The following is a 23,973-nucleotide window of genomic DNA, read 5'->3' as shown; positions in this document are numbered from 1 at the left end:
GCCGCCCTTGGCGACCGGCTGGCGCGTCGAACCGGATCAGCCGGCGGGCGTGGCGTTGGCCATGGATTCGGTGAGCCGGGCCTGCATGGCGGCAATCGCGTCATCGACCGATTTCTGCCCCAGCAGCGCGCCCTGCACTTCCTCGCCGATGATGGTGGTCATGTCGGCGGCGTTGGACCAGATGCCCACTTCGTTCGTGCGGGAGGCGCCGGTGGCCTCGGCCCAAGCGGTGAGATAGGCATCGTCAGCGACGGCGGCACGCGCCGAATTGGTGACCGGCAATGCGCTCATCTTGAGCGGGAAATCGGTCTGCACGGCATCGGAAGTCAGGTAGGAAAGGAACTTGTCCGCCGGATCTTCGGCCGACGCGGTTCCGCCGGGGGCAAACTGGACGAGCAGATGACCCCACTGCACCGATGTGGACGCGTCGCCTTCGTTGAGAACCGGCGTCCTCAGGGGCAGCACGTTGACGTCGAAGGCCTCGCCCTGGCCCGAGAAGTCGCGCAGGAAGGTCCGGGTTTGCGGGGCATCGAAATAGAAGGCCGAGGCGCCCTGCGCGAGCAGGCGGCGGCTGTCGGGGCGATCAATCTCGGGCGCGGCAAGTCGCTCGTTCATCAGATCGACCATGAATTGCAGGGCAGCACGGCTTTCCGCGCTATCGACCACTGCATTGCCTTCGGCATCGATGATCGATCCGCCATGGACCCAGTTCCAGATCATGAAGTCGATGAGGATGGAGCCATTGTTCTTGGTGGCCATGCTGTAGGGCACCGAGTTCGGTACGGCGTCGCGGACCGCAATCAGCGCCTCCTTGAACTCGGCGAGCGTGGTGGGCGCTTCAACGCCCGCTTCTTCGAGCACCGCCTTGTTGGCGACGAGGCCGATCGAGCCCGAGATCAGCGGCAGGGCAAGCTGGCGCCCATCGATATTGCCCATGGCAAGGGCGTCGGGCGCAAAGGTCGCCTCGAGCGTCTCCTGGCCGTAGACCGTGTTGAGGTCGACGAGACTGTCGAGATTGGCGAAGGTGGGCAGCCAGCGCTCGGACAACTGGGCCACGTCGGGCAGCGTGTTGGAGCGGGCCCGCAGGAAGATGTTCCGCTGCATGTCGCCCCAGGCGAAGCCCAGCGGCTCGACCGAGAGGCTTTCGGCTTCGTTGAAGCCGTCGAGCAGGGCCTGAACGGTCGCGGTGTTCGCCTCCTCGGCGTAGGTGAAGCTCATGAAGCTCAAATCCTGAGCCTGTGCGGTCCCGAGCCCCATCACGCCGACAATGGCGACGGTGCTCATGATCCTGGACAGTAATCTCATCCTGTTTCCTCCCAAAGATGCTTGGAACTGTGTTTCAAACGTCCATCGGACGTGCGACCGCGTTCCGCCGGCCGCCAGAACTAGACGACGCCTCCATCGACGATGAAGGTCTGTGCCGTGATGAGGCGGGAATCCTCTGCCGCCAGGAACAGCGCCATGCGGGCGATGTCGGGGGGCAGAAGGTGTTCCTTGAGGCACTGGGCCTCGAGGTATTCGGCGAACTTGCCCTGGTAAATGGCCTTGGCGCGAACGACCTGCCGCTCGGTCAGCACCCAGCCGGGCGCGATGGAGTTGACCCGGATATTCCGCTCGCCCAGCTCGCGCGCGAGCGACTTGGTCATGCCCATGATCGCGGACTTCGCCGTCGTGTAGAAGATGAGCCCGGCAGCGCCGCGCATCCAGGAAATGGATCCCATATTAATGATGGAGCCGCCGCCCGTGGCTTCCATGCCCTCGAGCACCGCCTGCGCGGCGAAGAACTGGTGGCGCAGATTGGTGGCCTGGCGCTCGTCCCAGTATTCGGGCGTCACCGCCTCGATTGGCCGGCGGTCGTCATTGCCGGCATTGTTGACGAGGACGGTGAAGGGGCCAAGTCTCGCTGCAAGCTCCGCGATCGCCCCTTGCAGCGCCGGGATGTCGCGCAGGTCCGCAACCGCATAAGCGGGGCGATTGCCGGTTTTGGCCGCAATGACATCCGCGCAGCCGGCAGCGACCGTTGCGTCCAGATCAATGAAGCCGACGCGGCAGTCCTGTGCGCAGAAATGCTCGACGAGGGATGCACCGATCCCCGATCCGCCGCCGGTGACCAGTACGGAACGCCCCGCAAGGCTCGGGTAGCGCGCGGTGTCCACCTCGACCCGCGCGACCAGTTCGGGATGCTCGCTCATGCGGCCTCCAGCGCCACCGGGCGCGCCGAGGCGAGCGTCCTGCCATCGGCGCCGAAAACGTGGGCCATCTCAGGATCAAAAGCGACGCCCGTCCGGGCATTGCGGCGCACCGCATTCTCGCCGGACAGCCGAACCACGAGCATGTCCTCGCTGCCCTCCAGCGTCACATAGGCATAGGTGTCGCTACCGAGGTGCTCGGTCATCGTCACGACGCCCTCGAGGGCGTGCGGGCGATCGAGCGGCACGAGCTCGAGATGTTCGGGCCGTACCCCGATCTCCGCCGGTGTGGCGGCGAGGCCCTGAGGCACCAGCACCGAGCCGCCTGCAACGGCGTATCGACCGCCCTGCCCAGGTGCGCCGAGGCGCATGAAATTCATCCGCGGCGAGCCGATGAAGCCGGCAACGAAGCGGTTCTGCGGCGTGTTGTAGAGCGCCAGCGGGCTGCCCACCTGCTCGACGCGGCCGGCATTGAGGACGACGATCTTGTCGGCGAGGGTCATCGCTTCGATCTGGTCGTGGGTGACGTACACCATGGTGGTGCCCAGCCGATCCTTCATGCGCGCAATCTCGATGCGCATTTCGACCCTGAGCGACGCATCCAGATTGCTGAGCGGCTCGTCGAACAGAAAGATGCGCGGCTCGCGCACGATGGCGCGGCCTATGGCGACGCGCTGCCGCTGCCCACCGGAAAGCTGGCGGGGCTTGCGATCGAGATAGCTGTCGATGCGCAGCACCTTGGCGGCCTTTTCGACCCGGGCCCGGATCTCCTCCCGCGGGGTGCCGGCAAGACGCAGGGCATAGCCCATATTGTCCCCCACACTCATATGCGGGTAGAGCGCATAGGACTGGAACACCATGGCGATGCCCCGCTTTGCGGGCGGTACGTCGTTGACCAGTTCGCCGTCGATCGCCATCTGTCCGGCCGTGATCTCGTCGAGGCCGCAGATGAGGCGCAGGAGGGTGGACTTGCCGCACCCCGAGGGCCCGACAAATGCGACAAATTCCCCATGCTCGACAGTGAGGTCGATGCCCTTGAGCACTTCGGTCGCCCCGAAGCTTTTCCTAATGCCGCTCAGTTCCAGCTTGGCCATGAGATTGCTTTCCGTCAGCCGGCGAACATGGGGTCCGGCAGACCCTTGATGCCGGTATCGATGGCAAAGACGCTGCCCGAAAGCGGAGCGTCGGCGAGTTGTGCCGCCGAAAGGCGGATACGCGCGGTGGTGACGAACAGGGTCTGCATGTCCGGTCCGCCGAAGACGCACGAAGTGGGGCGCGGCACGGGCAGGTTGATGACGCGCTCGACCTTGCCGTCGGGGTCGTACCGCGTGACACACCAGCCATCCCAATGCGCGCTCCAGACGAACCCCTCGGCATCCACGGTCAGTCCGTCGGGCTTGCCCTCGGAGGCAGGAACCGTGGCGAACACGCGGCGATTGGCGATCGTGCCGGCCTCCAGGTCGAAATCATAGGCGTAGATGGTCTGCTTGGCGGTGTCGGTGAAATAGAAGGTCTTGTCGTCGGGACTCCAGCCGAGCCCGTTGGAGACGTGAAGGCCCCGCTCCATCTCATAGGTGCGGCCATCCGGATCGAGCCGCCACAGTCGACCCTGGTCGGGGGCCGTGTCGATGGCGAGCGTGCCGGCCCAGAGCCGCCCCTTGCGATCGCACTTGCCGTCGTTGAAGCGGTTGCCCGGGCGGTCGGCCTCGGGGCGGGCGATCGTCGTGATGGACCCGCTGGGGAGGTCGAGGCCGCGAATTTCCCCATGCATGGCCGTGACGAACCCGCCGCGCGCGCGGGGGATGATGAAGCCGACGAGTTCCGGCACGGCGAGGCTCGAATACGTCCCCTTGACGGTGTCGCCCGTATGGACGGCCGGCGCCAGGATATCGACGAAATAGAGCTTTCCGTCGCGCTCCGACCAATGCGGACCTTCACCCAGAAAGGTGCTCGCAGGAATGACGCAGCGCACATCGGCTCGGTCGATGCCGAGCGGACGGGGCTGGATGCCCAGCGACATGGCGAACTCTCCAAAATTGCCGGACGTGCGGCGCGCCGCCTCGATGACTTCCCGCCCGAGCGCGTGCAGCCGGTCGACGGGCAGGCGGAATGACGGGCCGATGATCCCCACGGCACCGATCGGTTCTCCGCGATGGTTCAGCACCGGCGCGGCAACCGAGGATATGCCGATGTTCTGCTCATCCACCGACACCGCATAACCGCGTGCCTTGGTCAGATCGAGCTGCCGGATCAGCTCCTCGCTATCGGTTATCGTGTGGGGCGTCAGCTTTTCGAGCGCCATATCGGCGAGCAGGGCGCGCCGCTTTTCGAGCGACAGATGCGCGAGCATGGCCTTCCCGAGGCCGCTGGCATGGGGCGCAGCGCGGCTGCCCACGCCATTGTTGAGGCGCAGTGGCTGAGGCACTTCGCGCTGGTCGATGTAAAGCACGCTTCCGCCATCCATCACGCCGAGGCGAATGGCCTCGCCCGTGAGGTCGCGCAGGCGCTCGAGCTCCGGCTCGGCCGCACCACGCAGGTCGAAATCGTCCCAGACCTTGTGCGCCCACTGAAAGAGGCGCGCGGCGAGGCGGTAGGTCTGGTTGCGGGTATCAAGGCCAAGAAGCCGCTCTTCCACGAGCGCCTGCAGGAGGCGATGGAGCGTGCCCTTGGGCATGCCGGTCCGGTCGAGCAGTTCGGTGAAGCGCAGGCCGCTGGGCGCTGCGGCGACGCATTCAAGAATCTGGATGCCGCGCGTCAGCGCCTGGACGCCGGGGGTGGAATGGCTTTCCCCATCGGCCTCCCGATCCTGCGTCGTCACCGACAGCTGGGCCTTGCCCATCATCCCCTCCCGTACCGGCGTCCTGCGCCGTGTTGCCAATCTCATAAGTTGGAACTAAGTTCCATGTCAAGTCGCCGCGAGGCGCGACATACGCCAGGGGGAGCAATGCGCATTACCAGGGTGGACCATTGGCTGGTCCGCATGCCGTTTACCGAAGACATCCTCTGGGGTTCGGGTCGCAGGATCGGGACGACGCGGCTCGTCTGCCGGATCGAGACCGATGCGGGCATTTCCGGCTGGGGCGAGACGATCTCGCTCATCGCCAATGTTCCTGCGGTCTTCGCCGACATCGTCGCCCCGCTCGCCATCGAGTATCCGGTCTCCGACGTCGAAAGGCTGCACCGACATGTGCTCGGCGCGGGCTTCTACCATCACAAGCGCGCCGCAGTGATGGCCATCGCCGCGCTCGAAATGGCCATGTGGGATGCCCTGGGCAAAAAAGCGGGCCAGCCCCTCCATGCGCTCTGGGGTGGCAAGTGGCGCAAGGATGTGGAGGCTGCCGCCTACCTCTTCACCAACGAGCCTGCCGGCCTCACCGAGCGCATCAAAGGCTTTCTCGACAAGGGCTACGAGACGTTCAAGGTCAAGATCGGATTTGACGAACGCACCGACATCGCGCTGGCAGAGGCCGCCCGCAACACTATCGGGGACCGCGCCCTCCGCCTTGACGTGAACGGTGCGTGGACCCCCGGAACCGCGAAGCGCCAACTGGAAAAGCTTGCCGCCTTTGATCCGGCCTATGTCGAGCAGCCGCTCGAACTCGATGACCTCGCAGGGCACGCGGCGCTCGTCGCCCGGTCTTCGGTGCCGATCGCTCTTGATGAAAGCGCCTATACGCTCGCCGATGTGGGCAACATCATCCGGGCCGGCGCGGCCGATGTGGTGCTGCTCGACCCGCACGAAGCAGGGGGGCTCTGGCAGACCATTAAGGCTGCGGCGATCTGCGAGGCCGTCGGCATACCGGTGACGCTGCATTCGGGGGCGGAACTCGCTCTCTCCCAGTCGGCCTACATCCAGCTGGCGGCATCCATCCCGAACCTGTCCCTCGCCATCGATACCGAGCGGGCCTATCTCGGGGGGGACATCAGCCCCAACCCCCCCGTCCTGCAGCATGGGCGCTTCGCGATACCCGAGGGTCCCGGGCTCGGGGTGGAGGTGGATGTCGAGGCCCTTGAGCGCCATCGGGTCGACGGCATCGCGGGGGCCTATCTCGATACGTCCCGCAAGGACTGGTTTCCGATAAAGCCGGCATATTGAGGGGCCTCATGTTCATCGCGGTACAATGGACATCGGGCGCGTTCCACGCCTGGTTGCTCGAAGCCGATGGATCGATCTCGGCGGAGCACCAGAGCCGGACGGGCGTGAACAGCGTCCTGAACGGGGCCTTCGAAGCGGCTTTGCGAGCAGAGATCGGGCACTGGCTGCCATCCGCGCGGGCGGTGCTTCTCTCAGGCATGGTGACCAGCCGCACGGGCTGGGTGGAATCGCCCTTCGCGATCGTGCCCGCCGGGGCGTCTGACCTTCTGGCAGAGGCTGTGCGAAAGGAGATGGAGGGCCTGCCGCCCCTTTATTTCCTCGCGGGTGCCGCGCGGCGCGACCCTCTGCCGGACGTGATGCGCGGCGAGGAGATGGCGATTTTCGGCATCAAGGGCGATCTGCCCGAATGGGTGGTGCTGCCCGGTGCGCACAGCAAATGGGTGCGGACCGATGGCGAGCATATCGTCGACGTGACCACCTATATGTCGGGCGAAATCCTCGATCTGCTGCTCAAGGACTCGCTTCTCTCAAAGCTGATCCCCGCAGGTGCATCTCACGGCGAGGAGGCTTTCGCGCGCGGGGTAGCGATCGCCGCGGACAAGCGCGCCATGCAAGGAGGCGTGCTCCAGCGCCTCTTTTCGGCCCGGTCGCTCGTTCTCTTCGATCGGCTGAAGCCAGATGAGATCACCGGCTATATGAGCGGAGTGATGATCGGCTCGGAGATCATCGAGGCGCTGGCCGGACAGCCCGAAGTGGCATCCGTGGCCGTTCTGGGCGAAACCCCACTGGCCGCTTCCTATCGGCAGGCCTTGCAGGCATTCGGCATTGCCGCTCCGGTCGTGACCGGCTCTGCCGCAGCCGGCTTTGCACGGCTTGTCGCCGAAATGCAGCGAGAGCGATAACGGCAGGTCAGCCGCTCCGCGCGGGCCGTGCTTGTCGGTTTCTTCCCAATAGTGTCATAACTTCGTCTGAAGATGGGAAATGGATAAGCGAAATGACGGTTCTTATTGCCGAAGACGATCCGGTCTACCGGTCGTTCATTCGCGATGCCATCGCCGAAAGCAGTCTCGGCCCGATTGAGGTGCTGGAGGCGAGCGATGGGGAGACTTCGGTCGCATTGGCGCTCGAAGGGGCCTGCGATTACATCGTTCTCGATCTTCAGTTGCCGCGCCTGTCGGGCGTCGAGTGCGCGCGCCAGATCTGGGCCCACCGGCCTCAGACCCGTGTCCTGTTCTGGTCCAACTTCGGAGACGAGGCTTACGTGCGCAGCCTTGCGCGCATCGTTCCGCGTGAAGCGAGCTATGGCTACCTTCTCAAATCGTCGGCGCCCGAACGGCTGCGCGTTGCGATCGATGGCGTGTTCCTCGATGGCCAATGCATCATCGACCGGGAAATTCGCGGCATTCAGGCCCGGGCGCAGGGCTGGCGCGAAGCGCTGAATGATGCCGAATACGACATGCTGGTCGACATTTCGCTCGGATTCACGGACCAGAAGATCGCTGAACGGCATGGCCTGTCGACGCGTGGCGTCCAGAGCCGTCTCCAAAAACTCTACACCAAGCTTGGCGTTCTCACCGAGTACAGCGGGGCCGAGGCAGGCGCGATCGCGGTCTTCAACCCGCGCACCAGAGCCATCTGCGTGGCCATCCTGCGCGGCATGATCAATGCCGATCTGGTGAAGCGGGCCGGGCAGATAGAGGCTGCCCTCTAAAGGCAACTCCACCAGTGTGGAAACCCGCACTGCCTGACCGCCCCATCCCGCTTTAGGGCCATATCGCGCTGCCCTAGTCTGCCCCTGCAACGAACGGGGAGACAAGCATGCCATATGTTCATATCGACTGGGTCGCGGGCCAGAGCCCCGAGAAGCGCGACGATGTCGCCAAACGCGTCAGCACCGCCGTGAGCGAAGTCACCGGCCTCGGTCTTGGCGATATCTGGGTGGTCTTCAAGGAGATCGATGCCGAGCGAAACCGTCAGCATCGAAGAGGGCTATGTCGTGCCCGCGGGTCTCGGCGAGACGCGGGCGTTCGCCAGTACCGGCACTGAGCCACTCGAGCTCATGGTCATCGGCGTTGCCCGGGATATGGACGCCAAGCTCGAGTACATGGCCTCCGAGGACGCGGCCATAAGGCGCTGAGCCGGATCTTAGGCTGTCCGACACGCATTGAAGTGTATGCCGCCGCGCCCCGGTGCGGCGGCCGGCCGCTCGCGGGGGCGGGGGCGTCTTTTAAGGCCAGAACACATTGCCCTCGACAAATCCGTGTGCGGCGAGAATTTCCGGAGTCAGCCGCACGCCTAGCCCTGGTGTGGTCGGAGCGAGGAACTGCCCGTTGACGAGCTCATGCGGGTCGGCCGCCAACTCGCGCACCAGCGGCAGGCCATGGGTGGGATATTCGAGATAGCGCACATCGGGGTCAGCGAAGGCGAGCGCATAATTGGCGGCAAGGCATGGAGCCATGCCCCAGGAATGATAGACAACGCGCACGCCATGCGCCCGGGCGAGCGCCGCGATGTCACGACATTCGCCGATCCCGCCCGAATGGGTGGGATCAGGCTGTACCCAATCGAGCGCCTGCTTCTCGAAATAGGGGAGAAACTCGTGCAGGCCCACCGCCGTCTCGCCCGCCGCAATCGGGATGGGCGAATGGGCGCGCACGAAGGCGCATCCTTCATAGTCCCGATTGCCGACCGGATCTTCCAGCCAGGTGATGTCGAACTCGGCGATCGCATTCGCCCGATCGAGCGCCTCTCTAGCCGACCAGGGACGCGGGTTATGGCCCATCACCGCATCGACCATCAGCTGGATGTCGGGCCCGAGCACTTCGCGGCAGAGCCGGACCTTCGCGACGTCTTCGGACCTCGAGCGGCCGATGCGGATCTTGACTGCCCGGAACCCCTGCTCGCGATAGGCCTCCATTTCAGCGATGAGCTGCGCGCGAGGCGCATCGTTCCCGCCGCTCGCATATACGGTTATCGCGTCCTGCGCCGTTCCTCCGAACAGATGGTGCAGCGGCACGCCGAGCATCTGCGCCTTGATGTCCCAGAGCGCCACCTCGATCGAGCCAGCCACCATCAGGGGTAGCCCCGCCTTGCCCCAGGCCAGCGATTTCGATCTCATCTTGTGAAAGAGCCGTGCGGCATCCGTCGCGTCCTCGCCCAGGAGCAAAGGCGCGTAATTCTCGACGATCGCCCGTGTTGCCAGGGGCGCGCTGAGGCCAGGATAGTAGGCCTCCCCCCAGCCGGAGACGCCCTCCCTGGTGCGCACCTCGACCAGAGCGGTATTCCAGTGGCTGATCTGCCCTCCCGCCCAGCCGATCGCGGAACGGCTGGTGTCCTGGGTCAGCAGGTGGCAGTTGATCGCGGCAATCGTTGCGGGGGACATGGCATGCTCCGGTGCGTTGGTGGCAGGACGAGAAAAAGGTTTGCAATCGCCGCTTGGGCCCCCGATAGGCTGTTGCCATGACCCAGCCTCGGCGACATGACAGGGCCGTAACCATCAAGGACGTTGCGCGTGAAGCGGACGTCTCGGCGATGACCGTGTCCAACGTGCTCAACGGGCGCGGACGGGTTTCTGAGGAAACCGCGGCACGCATCCGCGCCGTGGTCGAGCGCCTGGGCTACCGCCCGTCCATGGCGGCCCGCCGGCTCCGGCTTTCCCGGCAGTGGACGATCGGCATGCTGATCGTGGTCGAGGACCGCGATTTCCTCAGCGATCCGTTCATTACCGCTCAGGTGACCGGGCTCACCAACTACCTCACGCAAAATGCCTACAGCCTCATCGTCCGTGGCATCCGCCCCTCCGATTTTCGGACATCGGGCCTTTTTCAGCAGATCGAGGCGGACGGTATGGTCGCGATCCTCTCCGGCTCCGAGCCTCAGCGGCAGGCCTGCATCCGCCAGATCGGGCGTATGCGCCTGCCCACTGTCCTTCTCCAGGAACAAGCGGCCTCGCAAGAGCCCGATTGCGTGGTGCTGCGGCAAGATGATTTCGCGGGTGGCCAACAGGTAGCCCGACATCTGCTCGAGACCGGGGCGCGCGGGTTCTGGATGCTGATCCCGCAGGCCGAATGGCCGGGGATGAAGGCGCGCCTGGCGGGCGTGACCGCAGAGTTGCAGGCTGCAGGGCTTCCGCCGCCGACGGTCGTCCAGTGCAGCGACGAGAGCTATGACGTCGCCTATGCGGCGACCCTGGCCGCTCTCGAGGAGCGTGGCGCTCCCGACGCGATCGTCGGGGGCAATGACCAGCTGGCCATCGCCGCGATGAAAGCCTGTCAGGCGCGTGGTTTTTCCGTTCCCGACGATATCCAGATCAGCGGCTTCAACGGCTTTGCGTTCTGGCGCTACGTGGAGCCGGTGCTGACCACCGTCATCTCCCCCGCACATCTGCTTGGGGAGAGGGCCGGAGAACTGCTCATCGATCGGCTCCAGGTTGGAGCCTTCGCGGCATCCGAACTCGTGCTGCCCGTCACGTTCCAGCCGGGCCGGTCCACGCGCGCACACACCTGATTTTCCTGCCATCGCGCCCCTGCCTGCGACCGTTTGACAAGCCACCTAAAAGATGTATCGTTAAATCAATCGATGGGCAACGCCGCCTTGCGGCGCGCGCCGCGACACGATCAGGGAGGCCTCCTCGATGATCTGCTGCCAAGCAACTGCCGCGGACCTTGCGTCCGGCCCCGGCGCGCTGCCCCGATCCCCAATCCAACAGCCGGAGCCGCAGCAATGATCGTGGACTGTCATGTCAATATCTTCGAGCGTGACCAGTTCACGCCGCCTGCAGTCGACCTCACCGGTACCGCGCGCCCTGGCGGCGTGCCGATGCTGGCGGATGCCGACACGATCTACGAGGCGCTGCAGGGCGTCGACAAAGCCATCCTGTTTTCGCCCCGGTACAAGGATTCAGTCGGCATTGATGGCAATGACGAGGTGACGGCCGCCGCCGTCGCCAAGTATCCCGACAAGTTCGTCGGCTTCGCCTGCGTCGACCCCAGGCGCCCCGACTATATGGAGCTGCTCGAGCACGCCGTGGGCACGCTCAAGCTCCAGGGCGTGAAATTCGGTCCGATCTACAATGGCGTGTCGCTGGACGACCCGCGCATGGATCCGGTCTACGCCTACTGCCAGAAGAACGACCTGCCGCTGACCATGCATATGGGCACCACTTTCGCGCGGGACACGCCGCTCGATGCGGGCCGTCCGATCCATGTCGACGCCGTCGCCCAGCGCTATCCTGATCTCAAGATGATCATGGCCCATATGGGCCATCCCTGGATCGACGAGTGCATCGTCGTCGCCCGCAAGCGCCCCAATGTCTATGCCGAGGTCTCGGCCATCTGCTACCGACCCTGGCAGTTCTATCAGGCCATGATCTCGGCCCAGGAATATCTCATCGCCGATCGCAACAAGATCTTCTGGGGCACCGATTTCCCATTCGCCCAGGTCGATGAATCTCTGGCCGACCTGCGCAACATCAACCGCTTCGTGGAAGGAACGCCCCTGCCGAAAGTCTCGAACGAGACGATCGAGGGGATCATCCATTCGAACCCGTTCGACCATTGGTGGCACACTCCGCCCCGCCTCTAGACCCGGCCTACGTTCAAGGAGGACTTCGCACATGAATACTCTGCTCAAGCTCGCCGGCACGGCTGTCCTGACCGTTGCAGCATCGAGTTCGGCCGCTCTGGCCCAGAACTGGCCCGAGCGCCCGGTGACCATGATCGTCGCGGCAGGTGCCGGTGGGGGCACCGATGCCACCGCCCGCCTGCTCGCCGCAGATCTCGAGGAAATTTTCGGCCAGCCCTTCAACGTCGTGAACCGCGCCGAGGGTGGCGGCATTGCCGGAATTACCGAACTCGCCAATGCCGCGCCCGATGGCTACACCATCGGCATCCTGTTCAACTATGCGCCCTATCGGCATCTGGGCATGGGCAATCTGACGAGCGCATCCTACACCCCCATCGCCCAGTACAATTTCGACAGCGCCGCCATCCACGTGAAGGCCGATAGCGAAATCCAGACCCTCGACGAGGTGATCGCGGCACTGCAGGAGAACCCCCAATCGCTGACCATCGGCTGCGCGGCGACCTGCCCCAGCAGCTGGAGCTCGGCCTTCTCCAAGGTGCTGATCGATCAGGGCATCGACATCACCGCCCTGCGCTGGGTCCCGAGCCAGGGTGCGGCCGCCGGCCTTCAGGAACTGGTTGCAGGCGGCGTCGACGTGCTGACCGCTTCCGTTCCCGAGGCCGCATCCATGCTCGATGCGGGAGAGATCCGCACGCTGGCGGTCCTTTCCGAAGAACGGCTCGACACATTCCCCGATATTCCGACGGCCGGCGAACAGATCGAAGGCGCAGCGCCGGGCGGCGTGTTCCGTGCGGTGGCGGGCCCGGCCGGGCTGCCCGAGGAGGTAACCACCAAGCTCGCCGAGGCGATCGAGCAGATCTACCAGGGCGATGACTTTCAGACGGCGATGAACGCCCGCGGCTTCGGCCTGCAATACCGCAACAGCGCCGAACTGCTCGACTGGATGCTGATCCACGAGGCGGACACCGAGACGGTTCTACGCGCCGCCGGTGTCATCGAGTAAGGCGCAACGTCCAGATAACCGGCTGGGGAGAAGTCCCGTGAAAGTGTCAGACCTCATCCTCGGTCCGGTTATTGCGCTGTTCGGCGTCCTCGTCATGGTCGCCGCAACTCTGCAGCCCCGGCCCATCTTCGGCAGCGGCTATGGTGGCGGCTTCTTTCCCGGCTTCATCGGGACGGGTCTGCTTCTGGCGGGATTGATGCTCGCCTGGACCGGCTGGCGTAGTCGCGATACCGGTCCCCTGCTCGTCATGGGGGCCTGGGCACGGTCGCCCGTCCACCTCGCCAACGCCGCTACGGTGATCGCCGCCCTGATCGTCTATATTCTTGCCTCCGGCTTCCTGGGCTTCCTGATCACTGGCGCAATGGTCACCTTCGCGACCCTCTGGCAGTTCACCCGTCAGCCGGTGATGTCGTTGGCGGTCACCATCGTGGCCGTCATCGTGGTCAAATACATCTTCCAGGATCTCTTGCTCGTCCCGCTGCCACTCGGTGTCCTCAGCCCGTTCGCGGGGATTCTTTCATGGAGGTAATCGGGCCCGCACTGTTGAGCCTGATGGCGCCGGACGTGCTTCTGGCAGTCCTCCTGGCCTCCATGTTCGGGCTCTTCGTCGGCTCCGTTCCCGGTCTCACGGCCACCATGGCTGTCGCCCTGCTCGTGCCGGTAACCTTTTTCATGGCCCCGCTCGCAGCGATTGCTGCGATCGTCTCGGCCAGCGCGATGGCCATCTTCGCAGGCGACATCCCCGGCACGCTCCTGCGCATCCCTGGCACGCCGGCCTCAGCCGCCTATACCGATGCGGCCCACCGCCTGACCAAGCAGGGCAAGGCCGAGCTCGTCCTGGGCACCTGCCTTGTCACCTCAGCACTGGGCGGGCTGATCGGCGCACTGGTCCTTATATTCGGCGCGCCGGCCATCGCCCGGGTGGCGCTCAACATCTCTGCGTTCGAATATTTCTGGTTCGTCTGCCTGGGCCTGACCTCCGCAGCCTTCATCTCCCCGGGCAGCCCGCTCAAGGGCGTGATCTCCTTGCTCTTGGGCCTTTTCATTGCGACCGTCGGCATCTTTCCGGTGACCGGACAGCCTCGCTTCACCTTCGGGCGCACCGAGCTGATCGGCGGCGTCGCCCTCGTGCCAGCCCTGATCGGCATGTTCGCTGTCGCTGAAATCCTGCGCTACGCCATCAGCACCGAACCGGCCGCTCAGCGGACGACGGCGCGGATCGGCAATGTCTTCAAGGGATTGATCCCCGCGCTCTGGCCATACAAGCGCAGCATTGGCACGGGCGTCATCGTTGGTACCGGGACCGGCATTCTTCCGGGTGCGGGGGCGGACATCGCGGCGTGGATATCCTATGCGCTGGCCCGCAAGTTCACGCGCGAACCCAAAAAGTTCGACGAGGGCTCGCTCGAAGGCATCGCTTCCGCGGGTGCCGCCAACAATGCCAGCGTCTCATCGAGCTACATTCCGGCGACCGTCCTGGGCATTCCCGGAGATTCGATGACTGCGATCGTCATCGGCGTTCTGTTCATGAAGGGGCTGACCCCGGGGCCCACCATCTTCACGGCGCAGCCGACCCTCGTTTACGGGATATTCCTCTCCTTCATCCTCGCCAATCTCCTGATGCTGCCGCTGGGGTATGGCGCGATCAAGCTTTCGCGCTACATCCTCGATGTGCGGCGCGAGATCCTCATGCCCATCATCATGCTGTTCTGTATCGTCGGTGCATTTGCGATGGACAACACGCTGACCGGCGTCGTCGTCATGCTGATCTTCGGTGTGATCGGCTGGTTCATGGAGGAGAACGGCTTTCCGGTCGCGCCGGCTTTGCTCGGCCTCGTTCTCGGTCGTCTGCTCGAGGAGACGTTCCTCACCTCGATGATCATCGCGCAGGGCAATCTGCTGGTCTTCTTCAGCCGTCCGATCGCTGGCACCGCTGGAGTGATCACCATCCTGGTCTGGCTCTCCCCGCTCGCCATGATGGCGTGGCGGCGGTCCCGTTTCACCGGCTGATGGGGGCGCAGCTTTCGCCGACGACGAGGGCGGGCTGGAAGACGAGATGGCGGGGGGCGTCGCTGACCTTGTTGTCGATCCTCTCCACCAGCATGCGCAGGGCGGTATCGGTCATGTCGGCGACCGGGTGCTCGGTGCGCGTCAGGCGCGGCCTCATCCCGCCGGCGCCCGAAATGGTGTCGGTGGAGGCGATCGAGACGTCCTCGGGACAGCGCAGGCCCATGTCGGAGAGGGCGCGCATTGCCCCGATCGCCATCATGCCGTTGGCGATGTAGAGGGCGGTCGGCCGATCGGGCTGACCCATCATGTCGCGGGCTACCGAATAGGCGGCGTCCTCGCGAAACTCGCCCGAACGCACATGCCCCGGCTGCGGGGCGAGGCCGCGCGCCGCCATCGCCTCAAGCAGGCCCTCGAGCCGCCCCTTGCCGGTCGAAACCTGCATGGGGCCGGTGATGGAGCCGATGCGGGTGTGCCCGAGATCAAGGAGGAAATTGCCCGCCTGCCGGCCGGCGGAAAGATTGTCCACCGTCACCGTATCGGCGGGGTCGCCCTCGAGCGCGCGCCCCAGCAGCACGGTCGGCAGATCCGCGAATTCGCGCTGCCGGTACTGGTTGGCCGCCCCCACCGGCACGACGACGGCCCCGTCGCAACCGAGCGTCCGGATCCGCGAGAGGATGCGACGCTCCAGTTCGGGCTTCTCGTCGCTGTTGAAGAGGACGAGTGAATACCCCCAGCCCGCCACCGCAGCCTCGGCCGAGGCCACGAGGCGCGCATAGAAGGGATTGGCGAGGTCGGCGACCGCCAGCGCAATGAGCTGGCTGCGCCCGCGGCGCAGATTGCGGGCGACGAGCGAGGGGGAGTAGCGCAGTTCGCGTATCGCCGCCTGCACGCGGGCACGCAGCTCGGGGCTGACGAACGCGGTGTCGTTGACCACCGCCGACACGGTTGCCGTCGATACGCGCGCCGCCTTCGCGACATCCCTGATCGTGGCCACTGACCCACCATAGCTAATCGTTTCGCTAAGTCTGAGACAAGAAATTGCCCGCTGTCCAGTACGATTTCTGTTGCAAGACGAGCGAAGTTGGAGAACGCTGGCGAAACGGTTTGGCCAGATGCCCCAGCCAAGAGGCAGGGCCCGACCAGCAAAGGGAGTTGGAAATGAGAACACTGACGCTGGGAATGGTTGCACTCGCCCTGGCCGCTTCGAGCGCGGCGGCTCCGGCACAGGATCAGCCCCTCTTGGGCATCGTCTCGATCAGCGCGACCGAGGCCAACAACGTCCGCTACATCCAGGGCGCGGCCAAGGCTGCCGAGGAACTCGGCTGGCAGGTCAACGTCGTCGATGCAGCGGGCAATGCCGACCAGGCCAATGCGGCTATCCAGAACTTCGCCCAGCTGGGCGCTACCGCCATCATCGACATGGTCTTCCCCTTCTCCTCGATCGGAGCAGGGCTGGACGCGGCCGGCTCGGCCGGAATTCCGGTCGTCACATGGGGCGGCGGGCTGGGTTCGACCGTCGCCGCCACCAATGGTTCGGGCGGGCCGATGGCCGTGCCCGTCATCGAGACCATGGTCGAGCGGATGGGCGGCACGGGCTCGGTTCTCGCGCTGACCTATCGCACGGGCGAAGTCTGCCGCAACCGCGAAACGCAGATGGACGAGATCCTCGCCCAATATCCCGACATCACCGTCACCAAGAACGAAGTCCGCATTCCGGGCTATTTCGAGGACGGCGCGCAATACGCCAATGCCTGGCTCGCCTCGCGTCCCGAAGGCAGCGAGAACCTTGCGATCTGGGGCTGCTGGGACGATCCGGCGATCGGCGCCATCGGCTCGCTGCGCGCCCAGGGCCGCACCGACGTCGCCGTCTATGGCGTCAACGGCAATGCCCAGGCACTCGAGAACATCCGCAACGGCCACATGACCGCGACCGCCTGGCAGGACAGCTACACCGAAGGCTACCAGATGGTGAAGATGCTCGAGGAGATCATCGCCGCCGGTGACGACTGGACGCCCACCGCCGCCGAAGTCCCCGCCGTGCTGGTCACCCAGGATACGGTCGAGGCCTTCATCGCCGAGCATCCCGAAGCCATCCAGTAGGTCCAGGGGGCTTCGTGACCACGACGACGCGCACATCGCCAGTGACGGGGGCGCCCGAAGCGTCCCCGTTCATCGTGGCGAGCCATATCGCAAAGGCGTTCGGCGGCGCCCAGGCGCTCAAGGATGTCTCGATCGATCTGCGCCCGGGCGAGGTGCACGGGCTGGTCGGTGCCAATGGCGCGGGCAAGTCGACCCTCATCCGCATCCTCGCCGGGCTCGTCCGCCCCGATGCCGGCAGCATCGAGATCGACGGCAAACCCACTCAGATTGCCAACGCACAAGCCGCCGCGGCGCACGGCATGAGCTTCATCCACCAGGAACTGGCCTTCGTGCCCGGCATGACGGTGTTGCAGAACATCATGCTGGGCGTGCCGAAGCCCTCGCGCTTCGGGCTCACCGACTGGGCCGCCATCGCGCGCGATGTCGCGCCCATCGCCGCCCGCGTCGGCATCACCGCGCCGCTCAACGCCAGCGTCAAAGGTCTCTCCACGGCCGAGAACTGGCTGATCAACATCTGCCGCGCGCTGGTGCGCAAGTCGCGGCTGATCGTCATGGATGAGCCCACCGCATCCCTGTCCGCCAGTGAGAGCGAGAAGCTCTTTGCCATCATTCGCGACATGTCGCGCTCGGGCGTCACGGTGCTCTACGTGTCGCACCGGCTCGACGAGATCCTCGATCTCTGCGACCGGGTGTCGGTGTTCCGCGACGGCCGTTCGGTCGACCTCTTCAGCCGTGCGGGCCTCACGCGCCAGACGCTGGTCGAGGCGATCGTCGGCAAGGGTCTCGCCCCTGCCGTTCGGCCGACACGGTCCGAAACCGGGTCCGAAACCGTGCTCGAACTCGCCGATCTGACGAGGATGCCGCGGGTCAAGGGCGTGAGCTTGGCGCTCCATCGCGGCGAGGTGCTCGGCATTGGCGGTCTTGTGGGGGCCGGACGCACCGAGCTTGCCCGCCTGATCTATGGCGCCGATCGGCCCGATGCCGGCAGCATGACCCTTGCCGGCAAGCCCTTTGCGCCCCGCTCGCCGGCCGCGGCGGTCAAGGCCGGCCTCGGCCTCGTGCCCGAGGAGCGCCGCGCCGAAGGGCTGGTGCTCTCCAAGAGCGTCCTCTTTAATCTCGGGCTCGCCAATCTCGATCGCCTCGTCATCGGGCGGGCGCTGCCTCTCCTCAGCCGCAGCCGGCAGGTCCATATGGGCGCCGAAACCATCAAGGCCCTCGCGATCAAGACGCAGGGCGTGGACCAGCCGGTCGGCCGGCTCAGCGGCGGCAACCAGCAGAAGGTGGTCATCGGGCGCTGGCTGCGGCGCGAACCGCAAGTGCTGATCCTCGACGAACCGACCCGCGGCGTCGACATCGGCGCCCGCGGGGAAATCCACAAGCTCATCCGCGAGCTCGCCGGCTCGGGCATGGCGGTGCTGGTGATCTCGTCCGAACCCGACGAACTTCCGGACCTCTGTGACCGGGTGCTGGTGATGGCCGAGGGCCGCATCGTCGAGGAGCTGTCCGGCGAGGCGCTGTCGCGCAACGCCATCGTCCAGGCGAGCTATGAAGTGCAAAGACAAGGAGTGCCGGCATGAGCGAGAGTTCCCTGTCGGGCCGCAGGCTGACCCCGGGCATGAAGACCGGACTCGGGATTTTCGCGCGCTATGCGACGATCCTCGGCCTGCTGGCGATGCTCCTCGCCTTCTCCATCCTCTCGCCTCGGGCCTTCCCGACCCTCGGCAATTTCACCAATGTGCTCAACCAGGCTTCGCTCGCGATGATCATCGCGGGCGGGTTGACGCTTGCGGTCATCGTGGGTGAGCTCGATCTCTCGATCGGGTTTGCCGCGAGCCTTCACGGCATCCTCGTGACGGGGCTGATCGTGCAGGACCAGCTGCCGATCCCGCTCGCCGTCGTGATCGTCATCGGACTTGGGGCGCTGATCGGCCTCGTCAACGGCGTCATCGTCACCAAGATCAAGGTCAATTCGGTGATCGCGACGCTCGGTGTCGGCACGATCCTGACCGGGCTCGCCTTCGCCTATTCCTCCGGCGTGCCGATCGTCGCCGGCGTGCCCGAGGCCTTCCTCCAGCTGTCGCTGGGGCGGTGGCTCTTCGGCATTCCCAACAATATCGTGGTGATGGTTCTGGTGCTCGGTGCGCTCTGGGTCCTCGTCGAGCGCACGGGGCTCGGCCAGGAAATCCAGGCGGTGGGCGGCAATGCCGTCGCGGCGCGGCTTGCCGGCATCGATGTCGACCGCATCAAGATCCTCGGCTTCGTCGTTTCGGGCATGTGCGCGGCCCTGACCGGCATCCTCCTCGCCTCCCGGCTCGGCAGCGGCACGGCGAGCGCCGCGGACTCTTACCTCCTCACCGCATTCGCCGCGGTGTTCCTGGGGTCCGCCACGCTCCGCGACGGCGAGTTCCACGTGCTCGGCACGTTCGTCGGCGCGCTGATCATCGCCTTCGGGTTCAACGGCCTCAACATCTTCGGCGCCCCGACCTTCTCGCAATATGTGTTTCAGGGCGCCATCCTGATCGTCGCCGTGGGGCTCTCGAGCCTCGGCCGGTCGCTGGCAGAAAGCTGAGGAGGAAACCATGGCCGATATCTGGGACGTCTTTGTGATGGAGTATGCGCGGTCCAAGGACCAGCCCTGGGTCGATCTGATCTCGGGCATGTACGAGGACGGCCGCGTCGACCTGCCCTTCTCCTTCATCCTCGCGCGCCAGGGCGATCGCAACGTCCTGATCGACACCGGCTTCATGCAGCACGAGCACGGCTTTTCCAACAAGTTCGGCATCCCGGACTGGGTGTCCCCGCTGCGGCTCCTCGCCGAGCTCGGGGTTGCCCCCGAGGCCGTCACCGACATCGTGCTCACCCATTGCCATTTCGACCACATGGGCTCGGTCGGGGAGTTCCCAGAGGCCCGCATCCATGTGCAAAAGAGCGAATTGCTGAGCTGGTACGAAGCGATCGCGCTCCCCAAACAATTCGGTTATCTGACCGCCATCATCGATCCGGACAATCTGCGCTCCGCGCTCGATGCCTCGATCGAGCACCGGGTGATGCTGATCGACGGGGATTGCGACAACGTCTTGCCCGGTCTGCATGTGCGGCTGGGGAGCGGCCACACGGTGGGCCAGCAATTCGTCACCATCGAAACCGCGCGCGGCAGGCTCGTCATCTCCGGGGACTGCGTCTATTCGCGCCTGCAGCTGACCGGGCGTGGCAATGATGGCGTCTACGTTCCGCTCAACAACGCCACCGGCAATGTCTGGGAGCAGCTCAAGACCATCGACAAGATCAACAAGGAGCTTGCCGGAGAGATGGAGCGCCTCGTGATCCTGCACGATATCGAGCGCTGGAAGGGGCTTCCGGTCGTCGCGGAAGTCGAAGGCTTCCATATCGTCAAGGCCGGCTAGCGATGGCAGGCGGTCAGGCCGCCGAGCCCGCGTCTTCCGCCAGTGCCTCTGCTGCGACGCGCTCTTCGAACGTGGCCCGGGGCATCGGCCTGCCATAGAGAAAGCCCTGGAACTGGCTGCAGCCGGCGGCCGCGAGCAACGCGTGCTGCTCTTCGGTTTCCACCCCTTCGGCCAGAACGTCGAGCTCGAGGTCCGCGCCGATCCGGATGACGTTCCGCACGAGCCCGGCGCTGCGCGCAGTGCTGGCCGCGTCCTGCACGAAGCCGCGGTCGATCTTGATCTGCTGGATCGGCAGGCGCCGCAGATAGGAGAGCGAGGAATAGCCTGTGCCGAAATCGTCGAGGGCGAAGGTGATGCCCATGGCGTGGAGGCGATCGAGCTTTGCGACGACGAGGTCCATGTCGGTGACGAGGATGCTCTCGGTCAGCTCCAGCGTCAGCCGCCGGGGATCCGCCCTGGTGCGGGCGAGCGTGTCCCCGACAAGCGTTTCGAACTCGTCATGCATCAGCTGGCTGGGGCTGACATTGACCGAAAGCGTGAGGTGGCGCAGATGCGGGACGCTTGCCCATTGGGCAAGAACGCTGCAGCCCTGCTCGAGCACCCAGCCACCGATCCCAACCATGAGGCCGAGCTTTTCGGCCTCAGCAATGAACTCCGCGGGCGAGACCGCTCCCCGATGCGCGCTCGTCCAGCGCAGGAGCGCTTCCGCGCCGATCGTTGCCTTTTTAAGGTCAACCTGGGGCTGGTAGGCGAGCTGGAATTCGTCATTCCAGAGCGCAGCCGCCAGATCGCGGCTGAAGCTGTTGCGCCTCACGAAATCGGCATGCATGGCGTGCGTACAGGCCGCGAGCATGGCGGTGGCGAGCGCGGCATTCGCCCAGGTGCCGATGCTGCGCACGAGTGGTGGCATCGTCACGTCATAAGGCGAGGCGAGGGGGGCGCTCGCAAAGACGACGAAGGCGAAAAGACAGAGCCCGATCAGCACGAGCTGCATCCGGGACCTGTTGCGCTGGTAGTTGAGATAGCCGAGCGCGGCAACGACGAGCAAATAGAGGTGGCTGACCCGCGGCGCGTCCTCGGTCGGGACATCGAGCAGGAGCCCCATGACGATGGCGATCACCATCAACGCAGCCTGGGCAGCGAGGAGGCCGAACGTGAAATGGCCCTTCCGGATGAGCAGATAAATTGCCAGCCCGGAGGCGATGATGCCGATGTCGAGTGCAACCACCCACCACCAGCCCATCGCGCCAAAGACCAGAGCCCATGCAACGCCGACCCCGGCAATCGCCAGGGCGCCATAGCGATAGGCGACGATCATTCGCGCAGAATATTGAGTATTGGCACCAAGAACTGGCCGCAGGCGAGACTGTGTCATCGATGGGCCTTCCGTTTCGACGCGTGCTCTGTTTCCGTTTTCGACTGCGTTCTGTTTTAAACCGTACACAGTCTCGGCCCTTGTGTGCAACGCTGTGACAGTCTGACCGGCAGATGCGGACGTCGTGGCGGAGCGTCGTGGATCTGCCGAAGATGGGGCGAAAGGCTCTTGCGCGCGGCGAAGACGCCTTCTCGGCCCTTGATCCAGCGAGACGTTTTTAAGACTATCGCGCCAGTGCAGGAGACTGGACGGCCCGTCATCGGCGCGCCGTGCGCGAGCAAGGAGCGGGTGTGCCATGTCGTTGAAATCGCTGATCGTGCTGATCGTGGCCCTGGTGCTGGGAACGGCGATGCTGGTGCTGGGCGTGTTCTTCCAGCGCGGGCTTCAGGACTATGGCACGGCGACTGCGGTGCGGGCGGTCGAGGTGCGCGCGCAGGCGCTCGGCACCTTCCTCTCGCGCGCGCTCTATGAGGAGTGGCGGGATGTCGAACTGACGGCGGGCCAGATCGCGATCAATGAGGATCCCGAGGCCCTGCAGGTCCGGTTCGACGCGCTTGCCGATGACGAGGGCAAGGTCTCCTGGATCGGGGTTGCGCGCGCCGATGGCACGGTGGTCTCGGCGCGCGACGGGCTGCTCGTGGGGCAGAATGTGGCACAGCGCCCCTGGTTTCAGGCGGGGCTCCAGGGTCCGTTCGCAGGCGATGTGCACGAGGCGGTGCTGCTTGCGCAATTGCTCGGCAACGATGGTGGAGAGCCCCTGCGCTTCGTCGATTTTTCGGCCCCGATCCTCGGGCCGGGCGGACAGGTGACGGGCGTGCTCGGGGCGCATGTCGACTGGCGCTGGGTGCGCTCGCTGGTAACCGAGGCGGCGGCGGAGCTCGAGCTCGACGCCTTCATCGTCAACAGCGCCGGCACCATCATCCTCGCGACCGATTCGATCAGCGATGCGACCGGACAGCTCTCCGTGTTCCGCGCCGCCACCCTCGGGGTCGACGGCACCTACAGCGAGACATGGCCGGACGGGCAGAGTTATTTCAGCCGCATCGTGCCGCAGTTCGGCTACGAGACGCTGCCCGATTTCGGCTGGCGGCTCGTCGCGCGGATCGATCCCGATTTCGTCTTCGGGGCGCAGCGGCAGTTCATGTCGACCATGGCGCTCGGCGCCGTGCTCGCCTATCTGATGGCCATCCTCGCCTTTGCGCTCGTCCTCATCTCGCTGCTGCGCCCCCTCGGCACGCTCGCCGACATGCTCCTCAAGCTCGCCAAGGGCGAACCTGTCGGCTACGTGCGCGAGCACACGCGCTTCCGCGAGGTCAACACGCTGAGCGAAGCGGTGGTGCGCCTGCAATCGGGCCCCGGCGAGGGGGCCTCCCGCTAGCTCACCTGATGGTGCCTGCGATGACGCGCCGGATGAGGCCGGCGCCGAGGCTCGCGGCCGCCACGACACCCGTGCCTGGAGCGCCCGCCTTGGTGTGAAGCTTGCCGATCAGGCGCTCGCGGGCTTCAAAGCCGAGATCGAGCCGCGCATCGAGCGTTGCGCCCACGACCTGGGTCACTTCGGCCTCGACCGCGCCGATTTCGGGCACGATCGCCGTGAAGACCGTGCCGGGGGCCAGGTCGAGCCCGCGCAGGCGCAGCGCTTCCTGATGGACGTCGACGAGCCAGGCCTGGCGCTCGCCCGAGGGCAGCAGAACGCGGATTTGCTCAGGGTTGGAGCGCAGGATCGAGGCGGTGCGCGGCAGGTCGATGCAGACGAGGATCGTTCCGGCGAGGANCGTCGAACGCATAGTCGGACAAAAGCCCAATCACGAGCCCGAACAGCGTCAGCACGAAGAGGACGAGGAACCGCCGCAGGATCGACCAGTGGACGGTGACGCGGTTGCGCTCGCCCCCCTTCATCGTGACCTTGAAGGCATGCCCGTGCGGCCTCAGCCAGCCGATGACGGCAGCCCGCGAGATCTCCCAGGCGCCGACGAGCTGGCTGATGTCGTTGATGAGCGGCACGAACATGCCGCGCGACACGAAGTTCATGTAGAGCATCGAGGCGAGGTAATAGGGGATGAAATGGGCGAGGATGCCGTTGATGTCGGCATCGACCACGATGACCCCGAAATACCAGTAGAGCAGGGGATAGACGATGCAGGAAAGCCGGAAGGCGAACGCCGTCAGCCAGTAGAGCCAGGAATCCAGCACGCCCCAACGGTCGCGTAGCC

The 23,973-nt window shown here is 65.4% G+C and carries 21 protein-coding genes and 1 pseudogene; 15 read left to right on the top strand and 7 right to left on the bottom strand.

The genetic code is table 11. The annotated features are described in order from the left end of the window. Positions 1–36: 36 nt before the first annotated feature. From EMQ25_RS16930 to EMQ25_RS16915, 4 genes are all read right to left on the bottom strand, one after another. Positions 37–1,305, bottom strand: a complete 1,269-nt coding sequence (locus tag EMQ25_RS16930; protein WP_127189796.1) for an ABC transporter substrate-binding protein — start codon at positions 1,303–1,305, stop codon at positions 37–39. Positions 1,306–1,385: 80 nt separating this feature from the next. After that, positions 1,386–2,192: an SDR family NAD(P)-dependent oxidoreductase gene (locus EMQ25_RS16925; protein ID WP_127189795.1), complete on the bottom strand. Its 807-nt coding sequence runs from the start codon at positions 2,190–2,192 to the stop codon at positions 1,386–1,388. Further along, a complete protein-coding gene (locus EMQ25_RS16920) occupies positions 2,189–3,283 on the bottom strand; it encodes an ABC transporter ATP-binding protein (RefSeq protein ID WP_127189794.1) in 1,095 nt (364 codons plus the stop codon). Before EMQ25_RS16920 ends, EMQ25_RS16925 begins: the two co-directional genes overlap by 4 nt. Positions 3,284–3,297: 14 nt before the next feature. Continuing rightward, positions 3,298–5,028 (bottom strand): SMP-30/gluconolactonase/LRE family protein, encoded by a 1,731-nt coding sequence (locus EMQ25_RS16915; RefSeq protein ID WP_158626124.1) that lies wholly within the window; start codon positions 5,026–5,028, stop codon positions 3,298–3,300. 105 nt (positions 5,029–5,133) lie between these two features. Between EMQ25_RS16915 and EMQ25_RS16910 the strand changes: the two genes are divergently transcribed. The 5 genes and pseudogenes from EMQ25_RS16910 to EMQ25_RS18220 all read left to right on the top strand — a co-directional run bounded on the left by EMQ25_RS16910 (position 5,134) and on the right by EMQ25_RS18220 (position 8,422). Beyond that, positions 5,134–6,285, top strand: coding sequence for a mandelate racemase/muconate lactonizing enzyme family protein (locus tag EMQ25_RS16910; protein WP_158626123.1), 1,152 nt, complete (start codon positions 5,134–5,136; stop codon positions 6,283–6,285). 8 nt (positions 6,286–6,293) lie between these two features. Beyond that, positions 6,294–7,187, top strand: a complete 894-nt coding sequence (locus EMQ25_RS16905) for a 2-dehydro-3-deoxygalactonokinase (protein ID WP_127189791.1) — start codon at positions 6,294–6,296, stop codon at positions 7,185–7,187. 92 nt (positions 7,188–7,279) lie between these two features. Beyond that, entirely contained in the window at positions 7,280–7,996 is a 717-nt protein-coding gene (locus tag EMQ25_RS16900) for a response regulator transcription factor (protein ID WP_127189790.1), read from the top strand. A 107-nt stretch (positions 7,997–8,103) separates the two neighbouring features. Then, positions 8,104–8,190: pseudogene (locus tag EMQ25_RS18550) on the top strand (tautomerase family protein); the annotation flags it as partial. Between the two features lie 52 nt (positions 8,191–8,242). Beyond that, on the top strand, positions 8,243–8,422 hold the full coding sequence (locus EMQ25_RS18220; RefSeq protein ID WP_127189788.1) for a hypothetical protein: 180 nt from the start codon (positions 8,243–8,245) through the stop codon (positions 8,420–8,422). Between the two features lie 90 nt (positions 8,423–8,512). Here EMQ25_RS18220 and EMQ25_RS16885 read toward each other — a convergent pair whose 3' ends face one another. Further along, positions 8,513–9,667: a mandelate racemase/muconate lactonizing enzyme family protein gene (locus EMQ25_RS16885; RefSeq protein ID WP_127189787.1), complete on the bottom strand. Its 1,155-nt coding sequence runs from the start codon at positions 9,665–9,667 to the stop codon at positions 8,513–8,515. 77 nt (positions 9,668–9,744) lie between these two features. Between EMQ25_RS16885 and EMQ25_RS16880 the strand changes: the two genes are divergently transcribed. From EMQ25_RS16880 to EMQ25_RS16860, 5 genes are all read left to right on the top strand, one after another. Beyond that, entirely contained in the window at positions 9,745–10,791 is a 1,047-nt protein-coding gene (locus EMQ25_RS16880; RefSeq protein ID WP_127189786.1) for a LacI family DNA-binding transcriptional regulator, read from the top strand. 216 nt (positions 10,792–11,007) lie between these two features. Continuing rightward, complete coding sequence (locus tag EMQ25_RS16875; RefSeq protein WP_127189785.1) at positions 11,008–11,868, top strand: amidohydrolase family protein; 861 nt, start codon at positions 11,008–11,010, stop codon at positions 11,866–11,868. A gap of 31 nt (positions 11,869–11,899) precedes the next feature. Then, a complete protein-coding gene (locus EMQ25_RS16870; protein ID WP_127189784.1) occupies positions 11,900–12,871 on the top strand; it encodes a tripartite tricarboxylate transporter substrate binding protein in 972 nt (323 codons plus the stop codon). Positions 12,872–12,908: 37 nt separating this feature from the next. Beyond that, a complete protein-coding gene (locus EMQ25_RS16865; protein WP_127189783.1) occupies positions 12,909–13,400 on the top strand; it encodes a tripartite tricarboxylate transporter TctB family protein in 492 nt (163 codons plus the stop codon). Further along, positions 13,391–14,881, top strand: a complete 1,491-nt coding sequence (locus EMQ25_RS16860; protein ID WP_127189782.1) for a tripartite tricarboxylate transporter permease — start codon at positions 13,391–13,393, stop codon at positions 14,879–14,881. The genes EMQ25_RS16865 and EMQ25_RS16860 overlap by 10 nt, the downstream gene beginning before the upstream one ends. Here EMQ25_RS16860 and EMQ25_RS16855 read toward each other — a convergent pair. Then, positions 14,871–15,875, bottom strand: coding sequence for a LacI family DNA-binding transcriptional regulator (locus tag EMQ25_RS16855; protein ID WP_127189781.1), 1,005 nt, complete (start codon positions 15,873–15,875; stop codon positions 14,871–14,873). The two genes, EMQ25_RS16860 and EMQ25_RS16855, sit on opposite strands and share 11 nt — an antisense overlap. A 164-nt stretch (positions 15,876–16,039) precedes the next feature. Here EMQ25_RS16855 and EMQ25_RS16850 point away from each other — a divergent pair, with 164 nt between their 5' ends. Genes EMQ25_RS16850 through EMQ25_RS16835 form a run of 4 tightly spaced genes read left to right on the top strand, consistent with a single transcriptional unit; the run spans position 16,040 to position 20,385 of the window. Then, complete coding sequence (locus EMQ25_RS16850) at positions 16,040–16,981, top strand: sugar ABC transporter substrate-binding protein (protein ID WP_127189780.1); 942 nt, start codon at positions 16,040–16,042, stop codon at positions 16,979–16,981. Between the two features lie 14 nt (positions 16,982–16,995). After that, complete coding sequence (locus EMQ25_RS16845; RefSeq protein ID WP_244606633.1) at positions 16,996–18,558, top strand: sugar ABC transporter ATP-binding protein; 1,563 nt, start codon at positions 16,996–16,998, stop codon at positions 18,556–18,558. Further along, complete coding sequence (locus tag EMQ25_RS16840; protein WP_127189779.1) at positions 18,555–19,550, top strand: ABC transporter permease; 996 nt, start codon at positions 18,555–18,557, stop codon at positions 19,548–19,550. Before EMQ25_RS16845 ends, EMQ25_RS16840 begins: the two co-directional genes overlap by 4 nt. 10 nt (positions 19,551–19,560) lie before the next feature. Next, the gene (locus EMQ25_RS16835; RefSeq protein ID WP_127189778.1) at positions 19,561–20,385 is read left to right on the top strand and encodes an N-acyl homoserine lactonase family protein; all 825 of its coding nucleotides are present in this window, start codon (positions 19,561–19,563) and stop codon (positions 20,383–20,385) included. 13 nt (positions 20,386–20,398) lie between these two features. Here the strand turns inward: EMQ25_RS16835 and EMQ25_RS16830 are convergent, their stop codons facing one another. Then, a complete protein-coding gene (locus tag EMQ25_RS16830) occupies positions 20,399–21,760 on the bottom strand; it encodes a putative bifunctional diguanylate cyclase/phosphodiesterase (RefSeq protein ID WP_158626122.1) in 1,362 nt (453 codons plus the stop codon). A 295-nt stretch (positions 21,761–22,055) separates the two neighbouring features. Here EMQ25_RS16830 and EMQ25_RS16825 point away from each other — a divergent pair, with 295 nt between their 5' ends. After that, positions 22,056–23,138 (top strand): cache domain-containing protein, encoded by a 1,083-nt coding sequence (locus EMQ25_RS16825; protein ID WP_127189776.1) that lies wholly within the window; start codon positions 22,056–22,058, stop codon positions 23,136–23,138. The last annotated feature ends 835 nt before the right edge of the window (positions 23,139–23,973 follow it).

Origin of the sequence: Arsenicitalea aurantiaca (assembly GCF_003994485.1) — a bacterium.
Lineage (GTDB): Bacteria > Pseudomonadota > Alphaproteobacteria > Rhizobiales > Devosiaceae > Arsenicitalea > Arsenicitalea aurantiaca.
Note: the sequence above shows the minus strand (reverse complement) of the source record. Positions and strands in the feature narration are given on the sequence as shown.